Source organism: Leucobacter ruminantium, from assembly GCF_017565705.1.
Taxonomy (GTDB): Bacteria; Actinomycetota; Actinomycetes; order Actinomycetales; family Microbacteriaceae; genus Leucobacter; species Leucobacter ruminantium.
Genome location: NZ_JAGDYL010000036.1, coordinates 1 through 19,315, shown reverse-complemented (window position 1 = coordinate 19,315; position 19,315 = coordinate 1). Strand labels below are relative to the sequence as shown.

The 19,315-nt window shown below is 69.4% G+C and carries 15 protein-coding genes and 1 pseudogene; 7 read left to right on the top strand and 9 right to left on the bottom strand.

All coding sequences use genetic code 11. The features are described 5' to 3' along the window. Positions 1-124 (bottom strand): annotated as a pseudogene (locus tag J4H91_RS14390) (IS5/IS1182 family transposase); the annotation flags it as partial. A 47-nt stretch (positions 125-171) separates the two neighbouring features. Next, positions 172-1,383, bottom strand: coding sequence for a glycosyltransferase family A protein (locus J4H91_RS14385; RefSeq protein ID WP_208046946.1), 1,212 nt, complete (start codon positions 1,381-1,383; stop codon positions 172-174). 185 nt (positions 1,384-1,568) lie between these two features. On the opposite strand from J4H91_RS14385, the gene J4H91_RS14380 reads away from it, so the two are divergent. Continuing rightward, the gene (locus tag J4H91_RS14380) at positions 1,569-2,309 is read left to right on the top strand and encodes an LmeA family phospholipid-binding protein (RefSeq protein ID WP_208046945.1); all 741 of its coding nucleotides are present in this window, start codon (positions 1,569-1,571) and stop codon (positions 2,307-2,309) included. A gap of 121 nt (positions 2,310-2,430) precedes the next feature. After that, entirely contained in the window at positions 2,431-3,102 is a 672-nt protein-coding gene (locus tag J4H91_RS14375) for a polysaccharide deacetylase family protein (RefSeq protein ID WP_208046944.1), read from the top strand. A 53-nt stretch (positions 3,103-3,155) separates the two neighbouring features. On the opposite strand, the gene J4H91_RS14370 is transcribed toward J4H91_RS14375, so the two are convergent. The 3 genes from J4H91_RS14370 to J4H91_RS14360 all read right to left on the bottom strand — a co-directional run bounded on the left by J4H91_RS14370 (position 3,156) and on the right by J4H91_RS14360 (position 7,515). Beyond that, entirely contained in the window at positions 3,156-4,307 is a 1,152-nt protein-coding gene (locus J4H91_RS14370) for a glycosyltransferase (protein WP_208046943.1), read from the bottom strand. 46 nt (positions 4,308-4,353) lie between these two features. Further along, positions 4,354-6,093: an alkaline phosphatase family protein gene (locus J4H91_RS14365; protein WP_208046942.1), complete on the bottom strand. Its 1,740-nt coding sequence runs from the start codon at positions 6,091-6,093 to the stop codon at positions 4,354-4,356. Between the two features lie 150 nt (positions 6,094-6,243). Next, on the bottom strand, positions 6,244-7,515 hold the full coding sequence (locus tag J4H91_RS14360; RefSeq protein ID WP_208046941.1) for a cation:proton antiporter domain-containing protein: 1,272 nt from the start codon (positions 7,513-7,515) through the stop codon (positions 6,244-6,246). Between the two features lie 355 nt (positions 7,516-7,870). Here J4H91_RS14360 and J4H91_RS14355 point away from each other — a divergent pair, with 355 nt between their 5' ends. Further along, positions 7,871-9,349, top strand: a complete 1,479-nt coding sequence (locus tag J4H91_RS14355) for a helix-turn-helix transcriptional regulator (protein ID WP_208046940.1) — start codon at positions 7,871-7,873, stop codon at positions 9,347-9,349. A 91-nt stretch (positions 9,350-9,440) separates the two neighbouring features. Continuing rightward, entirely contained in the window at positions 9,441-10,979 is a 1,539-nt protein-coding gene (locus J4H91_RS15940) for a LuxR C-terminal-related transcriptional regulator (protein WP_208046939.1), read from the top strand. Positions 10,980-11,010: 31 nt separating this feature from the next. On the opposite strand, the gene J4H91_RS14345 is transcribed toward J4H91_RS15940, so the two are convergent. Next, positions 11,011-11,256, bottom strand: a complete 246-nt coding sequence (locus J4H91_RS14345; RefSeq protein WP_208046938.1) for a DUF4190 domain-containing protein — start codon at positions 11,254-11,256, stop codon at positions 11,011-11,013. Positions 11,257-11,443: 187 nt separating this feature from the next. Further along, positions 11,444-12,529, bottom strand: a complete 1,086-nt coding sequence (locus J4H91_RS14340; RefSeq protein WP_208046937.1) for a glycosyltransferase — start codon at positions 12,527-12,529, stop codon at positions 11,444-11,446. A 91-nt stretch (positions 12,530-12,620) separates the two neighbouring features. Here J4H91_RS14340 and J4H91_RS14335 point away from each other — a divergent pair, with 91 nt between their 5' ends. Next, positions 12,621-13,781, top strand: a complete 1,161-nt coding sequence (locus J4H91_RS14335; protein WP_208046936.1) for an acyltransferase family protein — start codon at positions 12,621-12,623, stop codon at positions 13,779-13,781. 179 nt (positions 13,782-13,960) lie between these two features. On the opposite strand, the gene J4H91_RS14330 is transcribed toward J4H91_RS14335, so the two are convergent. Next, a complete protein-coding gene (locus tag J4H91_RS14330) occupies positions 13,961-15,187 on the bottom strand; it encodes a glycosyltransferase family protein (RefSeq protein WP_208046935.1) in 1,227 nt (408 codons plus the stop codon). Further along, the gene (locus J4H91_RS14325) at positions 15,184-16,386 is read right to left on the bottom strand and encodes a glycosyltransferase family 4 protein (RefSeq protein ID WP_208046934.1); all 1,203 of its coding nucleotides are present in this window, start codon (positions 16,384-16,386) and stop codon (positions 15,184-15,186) included. Before J4H91_RS14325 ends, J4H91_RS14330 begins: the two co-directional genes overlap by 4 nt. A gap of 166 nt (positions 16,387-16,552) precedes the next feature. Between J4H91_RS14325 and J4H91_RS14320 the strand changes: the two genes are divergently transcribed. Together J4H91_RS14320 and J4H91_RS14315 are read left to right on the top strand one after the other, a co-directional pair. Further along, positions 16,553-18,217, top strand: a complete 1,665-nt coding sequence (locus J4H91_RS14320) for a DUF2142 domain-containing protein (protein WP_208046933.1) — start codon at positions 16,553-16,555, stop codon at positions 18,215-18,217. Further along, positions 18,214-19,200, top strand: coding sequence for a glycosyltransferase (locus J4H91_RS14315; protein WP_208046932.1), 987 nt, complete (start codon positions 18,214-18,216; stop codon positions 19,198-19,200). The genes J4H91_RS14320 and J4H91_RS14315 overlap by 4 nt, the downstream gene beginning before the upstream one ends. Positions 19,201-19,315 lie beyond the last annotated feature (115 nt).

Sequence of the window (19,315 nt, the reverse complement as noted above, 5' to 3'; positions counted from 1 at the left end):
CCTCGACCACACGCCGATTGTCCTCGAACGGACGACCCTTACGTCCCTCATTCGATGGCAGCAAAGGTTCAACGCGTTCCCATTGATCGTTCGTGAACTGCGTGAACCTCGACCGGCGAACCATGATCCTCAGCCTGCCCGAACTTCACCGACTCATATAGGAGACACGCCCTAGATGAAAGCACCCTGCAGTTCTGAAGCCCCAAGCGAGACAGCGGTGAGCCCGCCCGCCGTCTGGAGTACTCGCGGTTTCACGGTATCGGCCGTCCTGCGGACGATCGAACGGCCCGCATCGGCAGGCGCGCGCACGGTGCGCTGGGCGAGGAAGCCTGCGAGCAGCGTGCGGAACGGGGCCTGCGCGTGCAGGGCGAACATCGGCTGGGAACTGAGGAGTGCAGCCGGGCTGCGATAGCGAGTAGACGCCTCAAGAAGCTTGCGCACGCGTGCGTACGAGGGCCGGGCTGCAGTGATCTCGTCGATAAGCGATCGATGCGCGATCGATAGCAAGCCGAGCACGCCCGGGGAGAGCGCCTTCAGCTCTTCTGCGACCGCTGCGAGATCGGATGCGTTCGCCCAGAACTGCTGTTCGTTCTGCGCGCGTGCGCGCACGGCGTCGAGGAAGTGCATGCGGATGAGCTTGAGCACGATCGAGCGGCGCACGTCGGCGGGCGCCTGCGCGAACCATTCGAGGCGCTCGACCTCGGGCAAGAACCCGAAGTCGAGCATGACCTCGCGCGGTTCGGCGGTGACCCGGTCCTCGGCATCCTCATTCAGCACGTAGGCGGGGCCGTGCAGATCGTACGCGAGCTTCTGCGCGGTGAAGAACACCGAGAGCGAATAGGGAATGTCCTCGCCCGAAGGAAGCCCCTCGACGAGTCGCAGCTGCCCGAAGCGCTCCCGGCTGAGCAGACCGACCGGGGTGCTGCGGTAGGCCAGACGATCGCGCACGGCGTCGAGGCCCTCGAGTCGGCGGCCGCCGCGCACCGGGGGATAGGGGTCGGTTCTGCCATGGTCGATGATGCGGGCAAGCACCGCTTCGGCGCCCGTTCGACGCTGCATCGCGAGCCACGAGTCGATCGCCCCGGGTTCGAGCTCGTCGTCCGAGCCGATCAGAGAGATGAAGGGCGCCGTCGAGCTGGCGAAGCCGAAGTTCATCGGCCCGGCGGGCGACGGGATGCCGTCGCGCAGCTCGAGCACCTCGACTCTGGGGTCGGCCGCGTACGCGCCGAGGTTGGCGCGAATGATGCCGGCATCGATGTTGTGCGCGACGACGATGACGCGCACGGGGGCCGCAGTGTGGTCGATCACGGAACCCACAGCTCGTGCAATGGGCCGTGTGCTCGTATGCACAGCGATCGTCACGTCAACTCGTGGTGCGCTCATGCACCCGGAGTGTAGGCGAACGCTGAGTGCCGCCTCGGGCGAGGCCGGCCGACGAGGGCCGCAACGGCATGAACTCGCGGAACACCACTAGGTGCAAGCCCGTACGCCGCGGCGCCGCACCGGGTACGGAAACTACAGTCTTGCGGGGCACGTTCGAAATCGAGAGAAGTGGTGAGACGAGACGCATGTCTGCAATGAAGAAGATCGCGATCTGGGTACTGGTGGCGATTCTCATCGTCGGCGCGGGGGAGGTCGCGCTGCGCATCATCATCCCGAAGCAGATCGCCGAGGCGATGCGCTCGCAGTTCCACCTCGACGCGGCCCACTCGGTCGAGGTGAGCACGAAGGGCATCGCGCTCGTCTCTGCAGTGCAGGGGCGCATCCCCGACACCCGCATCCACGTGCCCGAGCTGCCCGTCGGCGAGGGCATCGTGCCCGACGTCGTGCTGCACGCGCACTCGGCGCCCTTCGACCCGTCGAAGGGCGAGATCGAGCAGGGATCGATGCAGCTCACCTTCCCCGCCGACGAGATGGGCACGATCCTCGGGCTCATGGCCGGCGACGCCTGGCAGTCGGCGACCATCGAGAACGGCGAGATCCTCGTCGGCTCGAGCTTCGACGTCGGCGGCATGCAGATTCCGATCTCGGCGGCCATCGCCATCACGCCCGGCGACGCGAACGAGCTGCAGATCTCGCCTGAACTGCGCGAGAACCCCGATTCCCCGGTATCGCTCGACGAGCTGCTCGCGATGGGCGGCGCCGAGCTCGCCCAGCCGAGCACGGTCTGCATGCGGGATTCTCTGCCGCAGGGCTTCACGATCACCGGCGTCGAAGTCACCGCCGACGGCGGGCTGCTCGTCACGGTCGACCTCGCGCCGACCATCCTGTCCGACCCGGCGGAGATGCGCGCCGGCACCTGCGACTAGGAGCATCTACGGGTAAGTTCGTAGTCTGTCAATGGGTTGACATTGCCTGCTGTAATGTTTGATTGTTCTGCGCCTGCGACCCGTCGTGGCGCCCGACCGCGCCCTGGGAGCCCGAGATTTCATGACTCTGCCGTCGTATCCGCTGGATTTTTCGCTCCACTCCTACGAGGAGACCCTGAAGGCCTATCGAAAGGCCGGCTACGAGGCCACGCACTTCGCGGGCTTTCTCGACGACCCGCGTGAGAAGCATCTGATCCTGCGCCACGACATCGACAACGATCTGGAGCTCGCGGCCCGCGTCGCGCGGCTCGAAGCGCGCGCCGGCTGCACCGCCTCGTACTTCGTGCGCGTGCACGCCCGCGGGTACAACCTGCTGAGCCTGCCGTCGCTGCGCACCATCCGCGAGCTCGAAGCCCTCGGGCACGAGGTGCAGCTGCACCTCGAAGGCGGGCTGTGCGATGTGGTCGGCGGCGACAACCTCGAATGGGCCGAGCGGCAGCGCAGCGTCTTCGAAGCCGCGGTCGGCCGGCAGCTCACCGGATTCAGCTCGCACGAGCCCGCACGCATGGGCGGGGTGGAATTCGCCGACTCGCTGCTCGCCCGCTGGTCTCCGACCGTGCGCTACCACGCCTACGAGAGCCGCTTCATGATGCCCACCATGAAGTACCTGAGCGACTCCAGCGGCCGCTGGCGCGAAGGCCACTTCGGCGACTGGGTGGGTCGCGAACCCATCATGCAGATTCTGACCCACCCGTTCTGGTGGTTCGAGCAGGTACCCGCCGAGAACTACTGACGAGTCTCGATCAAGCCGGTCCTGCCTGGCCTATCCTGCTGCCTCGGCCCGGCTCAGCGCCCGCCGGTCGCGATGACGACATCGGCGACATAGCGCGCGACTGCCTGCAGCGAGTGGTGCTCGGCGGCCCAGCGCCCGAGCGCCTCGCGCTCATCCGACGATGCCGGCTCGTCGACCAGCCGCGCCATTGCGGCTGCGACCGCGTCGGCGTCATAGGCGCAGGCCTCGCCCGCGCGCACGTGCTCGTTCGCGTTCTCGAGCAGGTCGATGGTCGGGCCCGGGCCGGTGAAGAGCACTGGGCAGCCGACGTTCAGCGACGAGAACGCCTTCGACGCGTACGAGTACTCGTACACGGTGTCGGGCTTGATCGACGCGAGACTGGCGGCCGCGCTCGCAAGGTGCGGCACGAGTTCGCTCGGCGGCACCGGGTCGAGGTAGTCGACGCTGCCGGTGATGCCGAGCTCGTGCGCCCGCGCCTGCAGCCTCGGGCGCTCGACTCCGTTGCCGATGAAGCGCAGGCGGTGGCCCGGATGGGTCTCGAGAAAGCGGGCGAAGCCGTCGATGAAGATGTCGGAGCCGTGGTACGGCGAGTAGCTGCCCGCATAGACGAAGACGGGCTCGCGCTCGCCGACCGTGACCGGGAACTCGTCGACGTCGGCGCCGAACCCGGTGACCGTCACCGCGCGCTTCGCACCGAGCTCGCGCACGCGGCGCACGACCCCCTCCGATACCGTCACGATGTGCGACGCTCCGCGCAGCGCGAAGCGCTCGACGGCGCGCAGCGCGCGAATTACCCAGCCCGGCACATCCTCGAGCTGCGCGGCATCAGACCAGATGTCGGCGGCATCGTAGACGTACGGGATACGGCGCAGCGCGCACACCAAGCGCACGACGGCCCCGGTCGTCGGCGGCGGCTCGACGAGCACGACGTGCGGCTTCGGCAGCACGAGCAAGCGGAACGCGAGCGGGATATCGAAACTCATGTACCCGGCGTACCCGCGCACGTAGCCCGATGCGTCGCGCAGCACCCGCCTGCTGCGCACGCGCTCGCCGCGCGACTCCGGCCGCATCCCTGGCGGGGGGGTCGCGGTGAGCACATCGACCTCGTGCCCCTCGGCGAGCAGCGCGTCGACGACGGCGCCGAGGAAGAGCGAGGCGGCAGCCGGTTCGGGGCGGTAGATGCGTGAAACGACTGCGATGCGCAAGATGCTCCTGTGAAAAGTGGGGGTGAGGCCGGGCTCCGGGGCGACGCTACTTGCGCTCGACCCCCATGACGCCGGCGCCGTGCGTCTTCAAAAGATTGTAGGCCTCCTCATAGGTTTCGGCCTCCGGCACATCGCGCAGGCCGAACTTCGCCTGCACGAGACCGACGAGACCGCGACCGGGAGGGCTCAGCGGCTTGTCCTTGTGCTTGTGCGCGGGGTGCGGCGGCGCCTCCTGCGGGTTCTCGGGCAGCCATTGGGGGCTCGTCTCGGGCCAGTCGTCCGGGTGCCGCGGCTGTTCGAGGTTCACGACCAGCGACAGGCTGTTCGCGCTCTCGTCGCGCCGCGACAGCGGCTTGAGCCCGTACTGCTCGCTGAGAGTCTTGATGACCGAACCGTGGTGCATCACGTCGTTCACGATCGTGTTGCGGGCTGTGTAGGCGGAGACCGCGATCGCGGGCACGCGGCAGCCGAGGCGCTCGAAGGTGAAGCCCATCTCGCCGGCGGCGGCGTCGGCGTGCGGCGCGACGGTCGCGGGCGGCGGCACGTGGTCGTAGGTGCCGCCGTGCTCGTCGAAGGTGATGAGCAGCATCGTGTTCACCGCGTTCGACCCCTCGGCCGAGGCAGAGTTCTTGATCGCCGAGTAGATGTTGTGGATGAGCGCTTCGCCCGCCCGCACATCGGAGACGGCGCTGTCGATGACGTCCATGCCCTCGATCTCCGTCTCCTTCAGCTTGCCGAAGGGCGGATGGAAGTCGTTGTGGTTGAACGCCATGCGCGGCTCCACGAACGAGTAGGCGGGCAGGTCGCCGTTCTCGACATCGATGTAGAACTGGTCCATCGTCGCGAAGTGCTCCGACTTCCAGAACTTCTCGAGTACCGGCGCATGCAGCACCCCGGTGAACGAGAGCAGCTGCAGCTCGTCGTAGTAGACGCGCCAGTCGACGCCCGCTTCGTCGAGGCGGTTGAAGATCGTGGGCGACTGCTCGGAGTCGATCCACTTCTCGTACCCGCCGCCGTGCTTATTGGTGACGAAGCCGTGCGAGGTCGATGAGTGGAAGAACGAACGGTTGCAGAAGGTCTGCGACGGTACGGCGCAGAACCAGTGGTCGAATACCGCGAACTCCTTCGCGAGCGTCGACAGCACCGGCAGCATGTCGGGCGAGAAGCTGCCCATGATGGTGTTCAAGTCATCGGCGGACGGCTCGGTGCCCTTCTGCAGGCGCCGGTAGTTGATGTAGTAGTCCTGCACGAACCCCGAGTTGTCGGGCTGCATCCCGGGCGGCGGGGCATTGAACGGGTGCTCCATGTGCTCGACCCACAGTTCGGAGTTGCCGGCGGGAGCGACGGTGCCGAAGAGCTGCGTGTTGACGTGCGGAAACTCTTCGCCCGGGTCGGGGCTCGGCTGGCCCATGATGTCGTCGGTACTGCCCTCGTAGACGTGGGCGCTGTAGACCGTGCCGTCGGGGCCGGTGTTGCTGTAGTCGCCGAACGCGAGCCCCTCGAAGCTCTTGCCCTCGGGCAGCGTGTCGGGGGTGTAGAGGTAGCCGAGCAGATTGTCGAACGACCGGTTCTCGCCCATGACGACGACGAGATGGTCGAAGCCCGGGGTCTTGCGGGGCGAGAGGTTGGCGAAGTTGTCCGTGCCGGCCTGGAAGCCCGCACGATAGCCCGCGGCAGCACCGGCGGCCGCGCCGCCTCCCGCGAATACCGCACCCGCGGCGGCGACCCCGCCCCACTTCAGGAGGTTGCGCCGTGTCGGTTCGGGTGCGCCGGCTTTTTTGCTCACAGAGGGTCCTTTCGTGGCGGCGATGCAGCGGGTCGGCGGCCACGAGGGCGTGCCGTGCCCGAGCGTTACGTTAGCAGCGTGTCCCTGCGTTCGGCGGTGGAAGCCGAGCGCCTCCGGCCGAGCGGCGAAACCTCGCCAGGGATCAGGCGCCTACGTGGTTTCCCGTGCCGGTTCGGCGCCCGCCGCGCCGACGCCTCCCGGGCGGAGGGCTCGCAGCACGCGCGGTCCGAGCCAGCCGTGCAGAATGATGCTTCCGAGCACCGTGATCACCGTCACGTAGATCGCGGCGTTCGCGTCGTCGTCGTTCAATGCGTTGAAGGCGAGCAGCCCGAAGACGATGCTCGAGGTGCCGCGCGGGCCGATGAACCCGAGGGTGGTGCGCTCGCGGAGCGAGACCCGGCTCCCGATGAATGCGATGTAGACCGGCACCATGCGCAGCACAGTGAGCGCGAGAAGGGCGAAGAGGATCCACGGCCAGCTGGCCGGCATCGTGAAGATCAGCGCGGTGACCGAGCCGACGATGAACCACATGAACAGCGACGCCACGGCGCCGAGATCATCGACCAGTGCGAGCTCGGCGTGCGGCACGTCGTGGTCGTCGCCGCCGCTCCAGGTGCGCAGCAGCTTGTAGGCGATCCCCGCCAGGAACGTGGCGACGAAGCCGTTGCCGTTCAGCGCGACCGTGCACTCGTAGGTGACGAACGGCATGAGCAGCATGGCGACCCGCACCCCGTGCGCGTCTACCCAGTCGCGCGCGAGGGCGAGACGGACGGCCGCCCCCATGAAGCCGCCGACGCCGACGCCGACGAGCACCGCCCAACCGGCAGCCGGCACCGCATGCTCGAGCGCCTCGATCGGCGCGAGCACTTCGCCGTCGTTGCTCGCCCCGAGCAGCAGCAGCGCGAAAGCGAAGATCGGCGAGAAGATGCCATCGTTGTAGCCGCTTTCGACGGCGAGCCCGTGCCGCAGCCTGCGGGGCACCAGCCGGTCGCGCATCATCTCGGGCGAGGGCGCGAAATCAACAGGCAGCACGATGCAGGCGAGTACGAGCACCAGGGCGATCGACGCGGTGCTGAACACGGGCATCCCGAGCAGCGGGATCGCGACCGCCCCCGTGAGGATGAGGGACAGCGGCAGCGCGAACACGAGCAGCCGCGTCACGATCGAGCGCTCGCCCGCGAGGAAGCCGCCGCGCACTTCGGTCGCGTCGACGAAGAGGAGCACCGCGAGGATGAGCTCGACGATGTGCTCGGCGAGACTCGTGTTCAGATGCTCGCTGATCTCATCGCGCAGGAAGAAGCCCGTGATCGTGCCGCACAGCACCATCGCCACGGCGCCCGAGATGTGCCAGCGCCGCAGCCGCTTGCTGATGACCGTCCACAGCAGGATCGCGATCGTATTGCACACGAGGAGGGTGGCCATATACGTCCTCTCCGTGAACCGCGATGCCGGGTGGTGCGCCCGAGTCGTGCGGTCGAGGCGCCGACGCGAGCCCGACCAGAATATATCGCGGTGCTGCGGTGACCGTAGTCGGGGAGGCCCATGCCTTCGCCTCTGCGTGGTTTCACGTATGCGGGCGGTCGTGGAGCTGTGCGAACGGCGATTCGAGAATCTCAATGGTCTGCACCAATCGCGGCACCCGCTCGCACCGTGCGCAGCGCCGGGCCCTCTGCGGGTCGGGCGCGCCATGATCGCCGTGGTAGACAATTTTCAGGGGAGTAATGTGCTGGCATTCCACGAGTCGGGTACGCGCGAGGGCGGGTGATAAGGTGCAATGATGTCGCCAAGAGTTGCGATCAGACTCGCGGAGTTCACCCGGGGCGACGCGGCGTGCCTGCGCGAGGTTGCAGAAGCCCTGACACCGGCGCAGCTGGCCGGCCGGAGCATGCTGCCGGAGATCCTGCCATTCGTACCCGCCATGAGCGGCAGCGTCGTGCCGTGCGACAGCGGTCCCGCCGCTCGCCGCCTCCTGCTGCGCGCCGCTCTCGACGTCACTGGCCGGCCGGAGGTCGTGCTCGCCGCCTCCGCGGTCGATGCATCGGTGCTACTGCTCGGGCCGTTGAAGCAGGAGCTCAGGATCGTCGACGGGCTGCTGCGTTTCGCGGACGAACGCGTGCGTTCGAGGGTCGTGCTCGACTCGAGTCCGTTTGAACGCAGAGAAGCCTATGCGGAGCTCGCCCGCGCGGCGAAGCGCTCGGGATGCCGCGAGGCGGCTCTGCTCTATATGGCCCGCTCGAGCGACCTCGGCAAACAGCGCCCACTGGTGCTGTCCATTCTGAAAGAGGCGCAGTCGCAGCTCGAACGGGGATACACGCGCAACGCCTACGCGCTGGCGCACAGCGTGCTCGAAGCGAATCGTGAGTTCCGGGAGCAGGCCGCCGCGCTCTGCGGGCGGGCAGCATTCTGGCACGGCTGCTTCGAGGAGGCCCGCGAACTGCTGGCGTGCGCGGATGACGATTGCGATCTCATCGAACTGAGCCGCCGCATCGAACGGGGCCCCGCGCCCCACCCCGACAATCGGAAACGCGGTGTCGAAGTCGTCGAGTGGCTCGCCGGAGTCGCCGAAGCGCACGCCGACCAGCAGGCCATGAACGGCATCGGCGTGCTCGCCGAGCTGTGGTACTCGGAGCAGTTCGACGAGTGCGACAGCTACGGCGCCCAGCTGCTGCTGACGATGGCAGCCCTGGGCAGGGGCAACGGATGGACGACCCAGGATCATCGCCTCACGCCGCTCGCCGGCGCGCAGATATGCGCGCTCAAAGCCGGCGTTCAGATACAGGCGGGGAAGCTGGAGGATGCGAGCCAGACCATCTCCGAAGACATGCCCCGGATGCCGCTCGAGCACGCCGCGGCAGGAGTGATCCCGAAGTTCATCCGACTCCTCGCGGAGGCCGGCATGCCGGTCGACCTCGTGCGAGCCGAGCGCCTCGAGGGGATACTCGGGGCCCCGCCCGAGAAGCACGTCGCCTTCGGCCCCATCACCGGCGAACGCTTCGTGGCGGCCGCCCAGGCCATCGCTCAGAAGGCGGTCGACGGCGCTGACTCCTCCCACGGCCATGAGGCCGTGCCCGCGCTCACCCCGCGGCAGAAGGCGGTGCTGGGTCTCGTACTCCGCGGAATGACAAACCGCGAGATCGGCCAAGTCCTGCACATCAGCGAGCGCACCGTCGAAGTGCACGTCGCGGCGCTGCTGCGCAAGATGAAGGTCGACTCGCGCAGTAAGATGATCGCGCGTATCCACCGGCTATCGCCCTGACTCGATCGCCTGCGGATCGTAGTAGGCGCGAGGCAGACTGCCGGTACCGCAGCGCGAAGCGGAAGATCGATACGAGAGAACAATGCACGACGTGGGAACGACGATAGCCCGGCGGGCGGCACTTCTCAGCGCGGAGGCCGGCGTCGCCGTGTCGCCTCGCGTGGCGGTGACCCTGGGCGATTTCGCGTGCGACGCGACCGAGGCGTTGCGAGAACTGGCCTCGGTGATCCCGCCCGCAGCGCTCGGCGGCCGCAGCGCACTGCCCGAAGTGCTGCCGATCGTGCCATCCATGCGCGAGGCGGTATCGCTCGAGCGGTACAACGCGGCGGAACGGCGCGTGCTGCTGCGTGCGTCGCTCAATGCGACGCGGAGCGTGGAGGTGCTGCTCTCAGCCTCCGCCGTCGACACCTCCGTGCTGCTGCTCGGCCCGCTGAGCAGCGTGCTGCGCATCGAGCAGGGGCGCGCGGAGTTCGTCGATGAGCGGATGCGATCCCTGATCATCGAGGAGACCGGTGCGTTCGAGAGGCGGCGGGCTCATGCGGAGCTCGGACGCGCCGCCGAGCGAGCGGGCTACGCCAGTGCCGCTCTGCTGCATGAGGCGCGAGCCGCCGAGTCGGGCGTGCAGCGCTCGCTCGCACGGCGCCTGGTGCAGGAGGCCGCAACGCAGCTCGAGCGCGGCTTCACTGGGAATGCGATCATGCTCGCGCGGCAGGCTCGCACCGCTGCGCCGGAACAGGCCACGGCGACGCGATCGCTTCTGGCGCGCGCGGCCTTCTGGCACGGCTGCTTCGACGACGCCCGGGCGATGATCGGCGACTCCGCGTCGCACGACCCGCAGCTCGTCGAACTCGCACGGCTGATGGAGAAGATCGATGCGGGTCCCGAGCCGGGCGCAGACGACCGCCTACGCGCGTTGCGCGTGAAAGAGTGGCTGCTCGAAGCTGCCGAGGCCCAGAACGACCTGAAGATACTCGAGACCGTCATGGCCGCCGAGCAGTTCTGGTACGCGGGCAATGCCGACGAGGCCGACGACCTACACGCTCGGATGCTGCTCTCCGCCGGCGTCGCTCCGGGAATCACGGGGTGGGAGAACGGAACCGCCCAGCCGACGCCTCTGCTCCAGGCCCATGTCTGCGTGATACGCGCTGAACTGAGCATGCGGGCAGGCGACATGGCGGAGGCTGCGCGGGTGCTCGTCGCAGGTGTGCGCGAACTGCCGATGGAGCTCGCGGCGGCGGGGGTGGTGCCGAAATTCGTCCGTACGATCGGCGCCTCCGGCACGGATATCGATGTGGCGCTCGCCGATCACTACGACCGACTGCTTCGCACCACGTCGGTGAAATACGTGCCGATAGGGCCGTTGAAGGCGGAACGCGCCGTCGCCGCGATGCGGGCGAGCGGCGGTCGGCCGAGCGGGCCGCCGACGTCCGACTCTGCGCCCGAGCTCCGGTCGCTGCTCACCCCGCGGCAGTGCGCCGTCTGGGACCTGCTCGCCGGTGGGCTCTCGAATCGGGAGATCGGCGAATCGCTCGGCATCAGCGAGCGCACCGTCGAAGTGCACGTCGCGGCGATCCTCCGCAAGGCCGGCGTGACGTCACGCAGTCGCCTTCTCGCGCTTCTCAACCAGTAGCGCGAGAAGAAGCGCCGCAGCGGGTGGTGATTCAGACACCGGCATTCATCTGGAGAATGATCGAAAGAACCACGCCGACGCAGGCAATCGCGCCGATCACGATGGCGGCGATCGCGAACCCACGGCCGCGCTGGCCGCGCTTCTTGATTTGGGAGAGCCCGACTGCGCCGACGATTACAGCGACGATATTAAAACCCAAGAGCGAGAGGACGAATCCGACGATCGCGGCGATGTTCATCGACGGTTGTTGAGGAATCGGATTGTGGTGCTGAGACATGATCTGAGGGTAGTCCTTAAACACTGGGGAAGCGGGCGGTCCGGATATTGAGCGTAACCCCATGTGATTCTGGGAGGGAATGCAGTTGGGAGAATTACTTAGGAACGTCTTTCACAGCGGCGAAGGGGGTCGAGAATCGGCCAGCAGTCGCAACTGCGGCTGGAGCTGCGCCCACCGCAGTACTGTGCTACCTGCGCCGGGCGATCAGCGAGCCGGCGAGCAGCGTGCGGAACGGCGCCTGCGCATGGAACCAGCGCAGCGGGTTGCGCGTCAGCAGCACCGCGGGCGACTTATAGCGGCTGCGCGCCGCGATCAGCGAGCGCATCGCTGCCGCATCGAGGCTCTGCTGCGAAACCAGCGCATCGAGTACGCGGCGATCGGCGATCGACAGCAGCCCCGGCGCCGACGGCGACAGCCGCGCGAGGCGGGCGAGCACCGTGCGGAACGCGTCGCGGTTCTCGCTCAGCTGCTCGTCGGAGTTCGCACGCATCGCGAGCGCATCGAACACGTGCATTCTGATGAGCTTCACGACGATCGCCTCGCGCACCCGCGCCGGGGCCTGCGCGAACCACGGCATCGTCTCGAGGTGATCGAGAAACGCGGAATCCTCGGCCAAGGGGCGCACCGCCGAGGTGACTCGGTCGCCGGCGTCGCCGTTGACGACGTATGCCGGCCCCGTGAGGTCGTACGCGAGGTGCGCTCCCGTGAACCACACCGTCAAGGAGTAGACGAGATCCTCGCCCGAGCCGACACCGGTGGTCAGGCGCAGATCGCCGAAGCGCTCGCGCGACACCATACCGAGCGGCGCGCTGCGATACGCGAGTCGATCCTTGGCCCCATCGAGATCGCGCACCCGCCGCCCGAGCCGCACGGGAGGGTACGGATCGACTTCGCCGCTCGCGAGCAGGATGCGCGCGAGCACTGCGTCGGCACCCGTCTCGCGTTGCAGCGCCAGCCACGAATCGATCGCGCCCGGTGCGAGCTCGTCATCGGAGCCGAGCAGCGCGACGAACGGCGCCTCGGCGCGGGCGAAGCCGAGATTCATCGGGCCGGCGGGGGAGTGGATGCCGTCGGCCAGACCGATGAGCCGCAGTCGCGGATCGCCGGCGAGGTCGCCGAGCCGCTCGCGGATGATCTCGGGGTCGATGTTGTGCGCGACGACGGTCACGCGCACCGGGGCCTGCGTGCCGGTGAGCACCGAACCGGCCGCGCGGGCCACCGGACGCTCCGCCGAGTGCACCGCGATGACGACGTCGACTGCATACTCGTTCACCCTGCCATCTTACGGAAAACACGTACTTCGGTCGTGCGCGCGCGAGGCAGTAGAGTTGACCGCGGCCCATTTCCGCAGCAGAACCGAGAACATGAACCCGAGAAGCGCCGCGATCCTCGCAGAACGTACGCCGCGCCTCGATGTGCTCACCGGGCTGCGCTGGTGGGCCGCATTCATGGTCTTCCTGTACCACATGCGCGTCTTCGCGCCCTTGCCGGGCAAGATCAACCTCCTCTTCAACCAGGGCTACTTCGGCGTCACCTTCTTCTTCGTGCTCTCGGGCTTCGTGCTCACCTGGTCGATGCGGCCGCAGGTGCCGACGAGCACGTTCTACTGGCGCCGCTTCGCCCGCATCTGGCCCGCGCACATGGTCGCGCTGCTCGTCGCCATCCCGGTCTTCTACACCTTCGCGCCGATTCCCGAAGGCAGCTTCCTGAAACCGTTCGACCTCGGCATCCTGCTGCTCTCGGTCGTCGTGCTGCAGGCATGGTGGGCGAACCCCGTCATCCTCTTCTCGGGTAACCCGGCCGCCTGGACCCTTTCGGTCGAGGCGCTCTTCTACGCGATCCACCCGTGGGTGTCGCGCATCCTGCTGCCCCTCACGAAGCGCGGTGCGCTGCTCTTCTCGCTCGCCGCGATCGCGTGGGCCTTCGCCTATCGCCTCGGCATGACGCTCTGGCCCGAATCCTGGCTCGCCGCCGTGCCCGTGCCGGTCACCCGCGTGCCCGAGTTCCTGCTCGGTATGGGGCTCGCCTGGGCCGTGCGCAGCGGCTGGCGCCCGCGCTTGCACCCGTTCGTCGGCGTCGCCGCGATCGGCGCCGCGCTGGTCGTCATCATGGGCTCCGAGTTCTTCAGCGGGATCCGCCCGCTCGGCGTGCTCGCGGGCTTCGGCAACGAGATCTTCACGGTCGCCACCGGCCTCGCCATTCTCGTGTTCAGCCTGAACACGCTGCGCGGGCGCCGCTCCATCTTCGAGACCAAGCTGCAGGTGAGGCTCGGCACCTGGTCGTTCGCCTTCTACCTCGTGCACGCCACCGCGATCTACCTCGCCCTGCGCGTCTTCGGCCCGCAGGCCCCCTCGTGGAGCAACATCGGGTGGAACCTCGCGCTGCTCGCCGTTGACATCCTGCTCGCCTGGCTGCTCTACCGCCTCATCGAGCACCCCGTCGAGGGGCGCATGCGCCGCTGGAAGGACGCCCGCGATAAGACCCGCGCCGAGCGGGGTGCCGGGCGCGGCGCAGCTGCCGCCTGAGTCTCGGGAGAGGCGTGCGTTCCCGAAGAGGCGTGGAGCCTGATGCACCACCCAGGGCATGCCGGTGATGCATGAGGCTCCACACTGGGGGTGCTGTGCCGGCGAGCTGGATGAAGTGAGCCCGTGTTCGAGGTGCGTGACGGAGATCCGAGCTCCGCACGCGTGTGGGTGAGCCCGGGCTACGCTCGGATCCAGCGCGACGTGAGCGCCCGGGCACTCGCCTCGCCCGTGTGCATCCGTGCCACGAAGCGGGGGCCGGCCGCTGCGAGCCCGCGCATGCGCGCCGGGTCGGCGATGAGCTCGGCCACCACGTCGTGCAGCGTGTCGGGCGTCGCCTCGACGATCGGCAGAGCGAATCCGGCATCGCGTTCGACGGTTTCGCGCACCTGCGGCAGCACGTGCCCGACAACGACGCGGCCGGCGGCCATCGCCTCGCACGCCGCGACCCCGTACGAGCCGAGCCGGAACTGGTCGAGCACGATATCGGCGCCCGCGAAGACGCCGGGCATCTCGGCCGACGGGGTCGACCCGATCAGCTCGTACTCGAGCGCGCCGCTCGCAATCAAGGGTGCGAGGGCGAGCTCGATGCTGCCGCTGCCCTTCTGCAGGTGGTTGCTGGACGCATGGATGACGCGCGGCCGGCTGCTGCGCGCGGCGGGCAGGAGCGGCGCATCGGTGGCGAAGCGCTCGGCGTCGACGACGACCGGGCACCACGTCGCATCGGGCACGTCGATGAGCAGGTCGGGCGTCGACACGAACACGGGCCGCCCCATGCGCTCGAGCAGGGCCGCGTTCTCGCGGGCGTCGCTCTGCAGGTCGGCGGTGCGCGGGTCTTCGGGGTACGGCGACCACGGGGTCAGTGCCGCATGCCGCTCGGGGTCGCGGATGTCGGTGCCGTGGCAGATGAACGCGACCGAGAGGCCCTCGGCTTCGAGCGCCCGCACCTCGGCTTCGAGGTCGCGGCCGAAGCGCTTTCCGAACATGGGCCGCTCGGCCTCGACCAGCACGTGCGTGAACCGCTTCGCGGCCTGCCACTCGGCTTCGGCCCACTCGGCCGACGCGTTCACCGTCGCGATCGATACCGGCGTATCGGCGGGGAAGGCGTAGCCGCCCGGCAGGTGCACGGCGCAGTTGCGCGCCGCGATGCGGGCGTCGGCCTGCTCGAGCGCCCGCGCCCACAGGAAGCCCTGGCCCGAGTAGTTCGTCGGCGCGATGTAGACCCGCAGCTCGGCGTCGGGCACCTCGGTGTTCGCGCTCGCGCCGCCGCCCAGCAGGCGCGCGCTGATCCGGCCGACGAGGCCGTCGGGGTCGCGGGCCGCGGATTCCATCGCCCGGCCCATCCAGCGCGGCATCCTCGACCGGTTCCTCACCGCCCAGTCGGCGGCCTTCGCGAACAGCCGCTTCACGATGACCGCCTCCCCGGCCGGGCCGCCCCGAGCACGACCTCGCCCACCCTCCGACCGGTCGCGAGCATCGAGTGCTCGGCGGCCGCCCAATCGGACAGCCGCCGCCGCTCCCCGGGCGGCAGCGGGCGATCCGCGGCGTCCCGCATCGCGTCGGCGATCGCCTCGGCGTCGTAGTCGACCGCGGCGCCGACCGGCGCGCTCTCCGCTGCCTCGCGCATGAAGGCGGCGGTCGGGCCGGGCCCCGAGAAGATGACGGGGCAGCCGCTCGCCAGCGAGGAGTAAGCCTTCGACGTGAACGCGTACTCGTACCCGCCCTCCGGGGCGAGGGTCGCGAGGCTCGCGACGGCCCCGCACAGCTGCGGCCTCAGCGCCTCGGCCGGCACCGGCTCGAGGAACTCGACGCGGTCGCCGATCCCGAGCCGCTCGGCCCGCGCCCGCAGCTCCTCCCGGCCCGTGCCGTTCCCGATGAAGCGCAGGCGGTAGCCCGGCCGGGTCGCGTCGAAGATCGCGAAGGCGTCGACCAGGATCCCAGCCCCGTGCAGCTCCGTGTACGTGCCCGCGTACAGGAACACGCGCTCGATCGGCGCCTCGACGTAGCGGAACACCGAGGTGTCGGCGCCGAACCCCGTCACCGTCATTGGCGTGCGCACCCCGAGCTCGCGCACGCGACCGACCACGCCCTCCGAGATCGTGCACATGGCGGCGGCCCCGCGCATCGCGAAGCGCTCGACCCACCGGAGCGCCCTCACCACGAACCCCGAGCTCGTCGCGTGCCCCGCCGCGTCCGACCAGATGTCGGCCGCATCGTAGACGGAGGGGATCCGGCGCAGCGCGCACAAGACCCGGACGACCGCACCGGTCGTGGGCGGCGGCTCGACGAGGACCACCGCGGGCCGGCGGGCGAACAGCAGGCGGAAGGCGAGCGGGATGTCGAACGACAGGTACTGCACGTAGCCGCGCACGTAGCCGCTGCGGTCGCGCAGCACCGGGAAGCGGCGGATGCGCTCGCCGCGCGATCCCTCGCCGAGCGCCCGCGGAGCCGTCACCGTGAGCACCTCGACCTCGTGGCCCCGTTCCAGCAGCGCGTCGGCCACGCTGCCGAGGAACAGCGAGGCGGCGGCCGGCTCGGGCCGGTAGATGCGCGAGACGATGACGACGCGCTCGGGGGTGGGTGAACCCGCTCCGGCTGCCGTGGTCATGCGCTCCATCCTAGGGCGTGCCTCCCGGGCCTGCTCACGCCGCGGAGCGCGGCAGAACCGCGATCGCGTGTCGTCATCGTCGGCGCGCCCGCCCCGTCCCCGGCGGCGCGACGGGGCTCCGGTACAATTCTCGGCAGTATCCGGCCGCAGAGAGGAACGCACGTAGATGGAGCCGAGCCGCTGGAAGCGCATCCTCCTCGCCGTCGCTCTCGGGCTGTCGGCGTTCGTCGGGCTCGGCGGCTGGGCGCTCGCCTCGCCCGTCGGCGCCGCCCCCGACGACGACTACCACCTCGCGAGCATCTGGTGCGCCTGGGGCGAGACCGAGAACGTGTGCGAGCCCGGCTCGGAGGCGCTCGTGCAGGAGGTGCCGAGCTGGCTCGTGCTCTCGGCGCACTGCTACGCCGCGAACGATGAGCAGAGCGCGGCCTGCGTACCCGAAGACGAAGGCCTCATGGGCACCACCCGCACCAACGCGGGCGGCGGCTATCCGCCCGTCTTCTACTCGGTGATGCGCGTCTTCGTGACCGACAACATCGAGGGCTCCGTCATCGCGATGCGCCTCTTCAACGCGGCCGTGTTCGTCGGGCTCACCATCGCCGTGCTCGCCCTCATCAGGCCGGGGCGGCGCGGGCCGATCCTGTGGGCGTCGACCGTGGCCCTCGTGCCCGTAGGCGTCTTCTTCATCGCGAGCTCGAACCCGAGCAGCTGGGCCGTGCTCTCGGGCCTGCTCGTGTGGGTCGCGCTCACCGAATACCTGAGAACCGACCGGCTCGGCCCCCGCATCGGGCTCGGCGCGCTCGGCGCGCTCGCCGGCGCCATGGGGGCCGGCGCCCGCAGCGACGCCGCCAGCTACGTCGCCTTCGCCGCCGTCATCGCGATGATCATGAGCTTCCGGCGCAGCCGCCAGTGGCTTTCGCTGTGCCTGCTGCCGCTCGGCCTCATCGCCGTCGGCGGCTACTCCGTGCTCACCTCCGGCCAGACCAGCTGGGCCGTCGTCGCCGGCGCCGAGGCGATCACCGCCCCGAGCTACGGCATCGGCGACCAGATCAAGCTGCTCATCTCGAACATCACCCAGCTGCCCTTCCTCTGGGCCGGCAACCTCGGCGCCTGGCGCCTCGGCTGGCTCGACACCCCGGTGCTGCCGAGCGTGATGGTCGTCATGATCGGCGTCTTCGTCGCCCTGCTCATGTGGGGCCTGCAGAAGCTCGGCTGGCGCAAGACCCTCTCGCTCGCACTGACGCTCGCAGCCCTCGTCGTGCTGCCGCTCTACGTGCTGCACGGCCAGCACGCCAACGTCGGCCTCGAAGTGCAGCCGCGCTACATCCTGCCGCTCATGCTCATCTTCATCGGACTCGCCACGAGCGGCTTCGACTCCGACAACCTCGGCCTCAACAAGATCCAGGCCTTCTTCGTGTTCTTCGGCGTCGGCGTCATGAACGCGCAGGCGATGCACACCAACATGCAGCGCTACCTCACGGGCGTCGACGAGGCCAACGGCAACCTCAACCAGGGCTACGAGTGGTGGTGGAGCACCGTACCCCTGCCGCCGCTGACCGTCTGGTTCGTCTCGAGCGCGGCGTTCGGGCTGTTCCTCTTCGGGCTCTACCTGCTGCTCTTCACGAAGCGCGGGCAGCGGCTCATCCCGGGCACGAGCTCCGCGGCGATGGGGCCGGCGCTCGCCGCAGCGCCGGCGGCCGAGCCGGCGATCGCGGGCGGGGCCGCCCCTATCAGCGCACCCGATACGACCGCTCCTGAACCGGCCCCCGAAGCCGCAACGGAGACCGCCCCCGAGGCCGCCGAGGAGGACTTCGCGAAGCAGGTCGCCCCGTGAGCGCGCCCCGCATCTCGGTAGCGCTCGGCACCCACAACGGCGAGCGCTTCATCGGCGAGCAGATCGCCTCGATCCTCGCGCAGACGCGGCCGGTCGACGAGATCGTGCTCAGCGACGACGCCTCCCAGGATCGCACCGTCGCGATCGTCGAGGACGCTGTCGCGGCCCACCGCGACGCGCACGGCACCGCCCCCGAGCTCGTCGTGCTGCGCAACGACCCGCCGTTGCGCGTCACGAAGAACTTCGAGCAGGCACTGAGCACCGCGACCGGCGACCTCATCGCGCTCTGCGATCAGGACGACGTGTGGCATCCCGAACGCATCGAGCGTCTCTCCGCCCGCTTCGACGACCCCGCCGCGCTCTACGTGTTCAGCAATGCGCGCCAGGTCGACGCGGCCGGCGCACCGCTCGGGCACGATCTCTTCACGGCGCTCGCGATGAGCGACGGCGAGCGATCCCTCATCGAATCGGGGCGCGCCTACGATCAGTTCCTCCGCCGCAACCTCGCCACCGGCGCCACCGTCATGCTGCGCCGCTCGCTCGTCGAGGCCGCCCGCCCCTTCCCGGAGTCCTGGCTCCACGACGAATGGCTCGCGGTCGTGGCCGCGCTGCGCGACGGCGTGCGCATGCACGACGAGGCGCTCACGGACTACCGCCAGCACGGCGGCAACGAGGTCGGCATGACGAGGCTCGGCCTCGCGCAGAAGCTCCGCATGTTCGCCGAGCCCCGCACCGAGCGCAACCGGCGGCTGTTCCTGCGCGCACAGGCGCTCGCCGCTCGCGTCGAGGCGCTCGAGGGCGCCACCCCCGCGCGCGTGGCGCAGGCGCGGGAGAAGTACCTCTTCGAGGAGGCCAGGCAGGCCTACCCCGAGGCGCGCGCGCTGCGGCTCGTGCCGATCCTCCACCAGCTGCGCCTCGGCCGCTACCGCCGCTACGGCACCGGGGTCAAGGACGCGGTCCGCAACCTGCTGCAGCCCGTCTGAGTCTGCGGACGGCCGCCGCGGCCCGCGGACCCGCCCGCCCGGAACCGATTCCCGGCGCCGCCCGCCGCGCGGCCGCCGCGCCGCCCGTCGCCGCGGGCCGCCCGTCGCCGCGCGG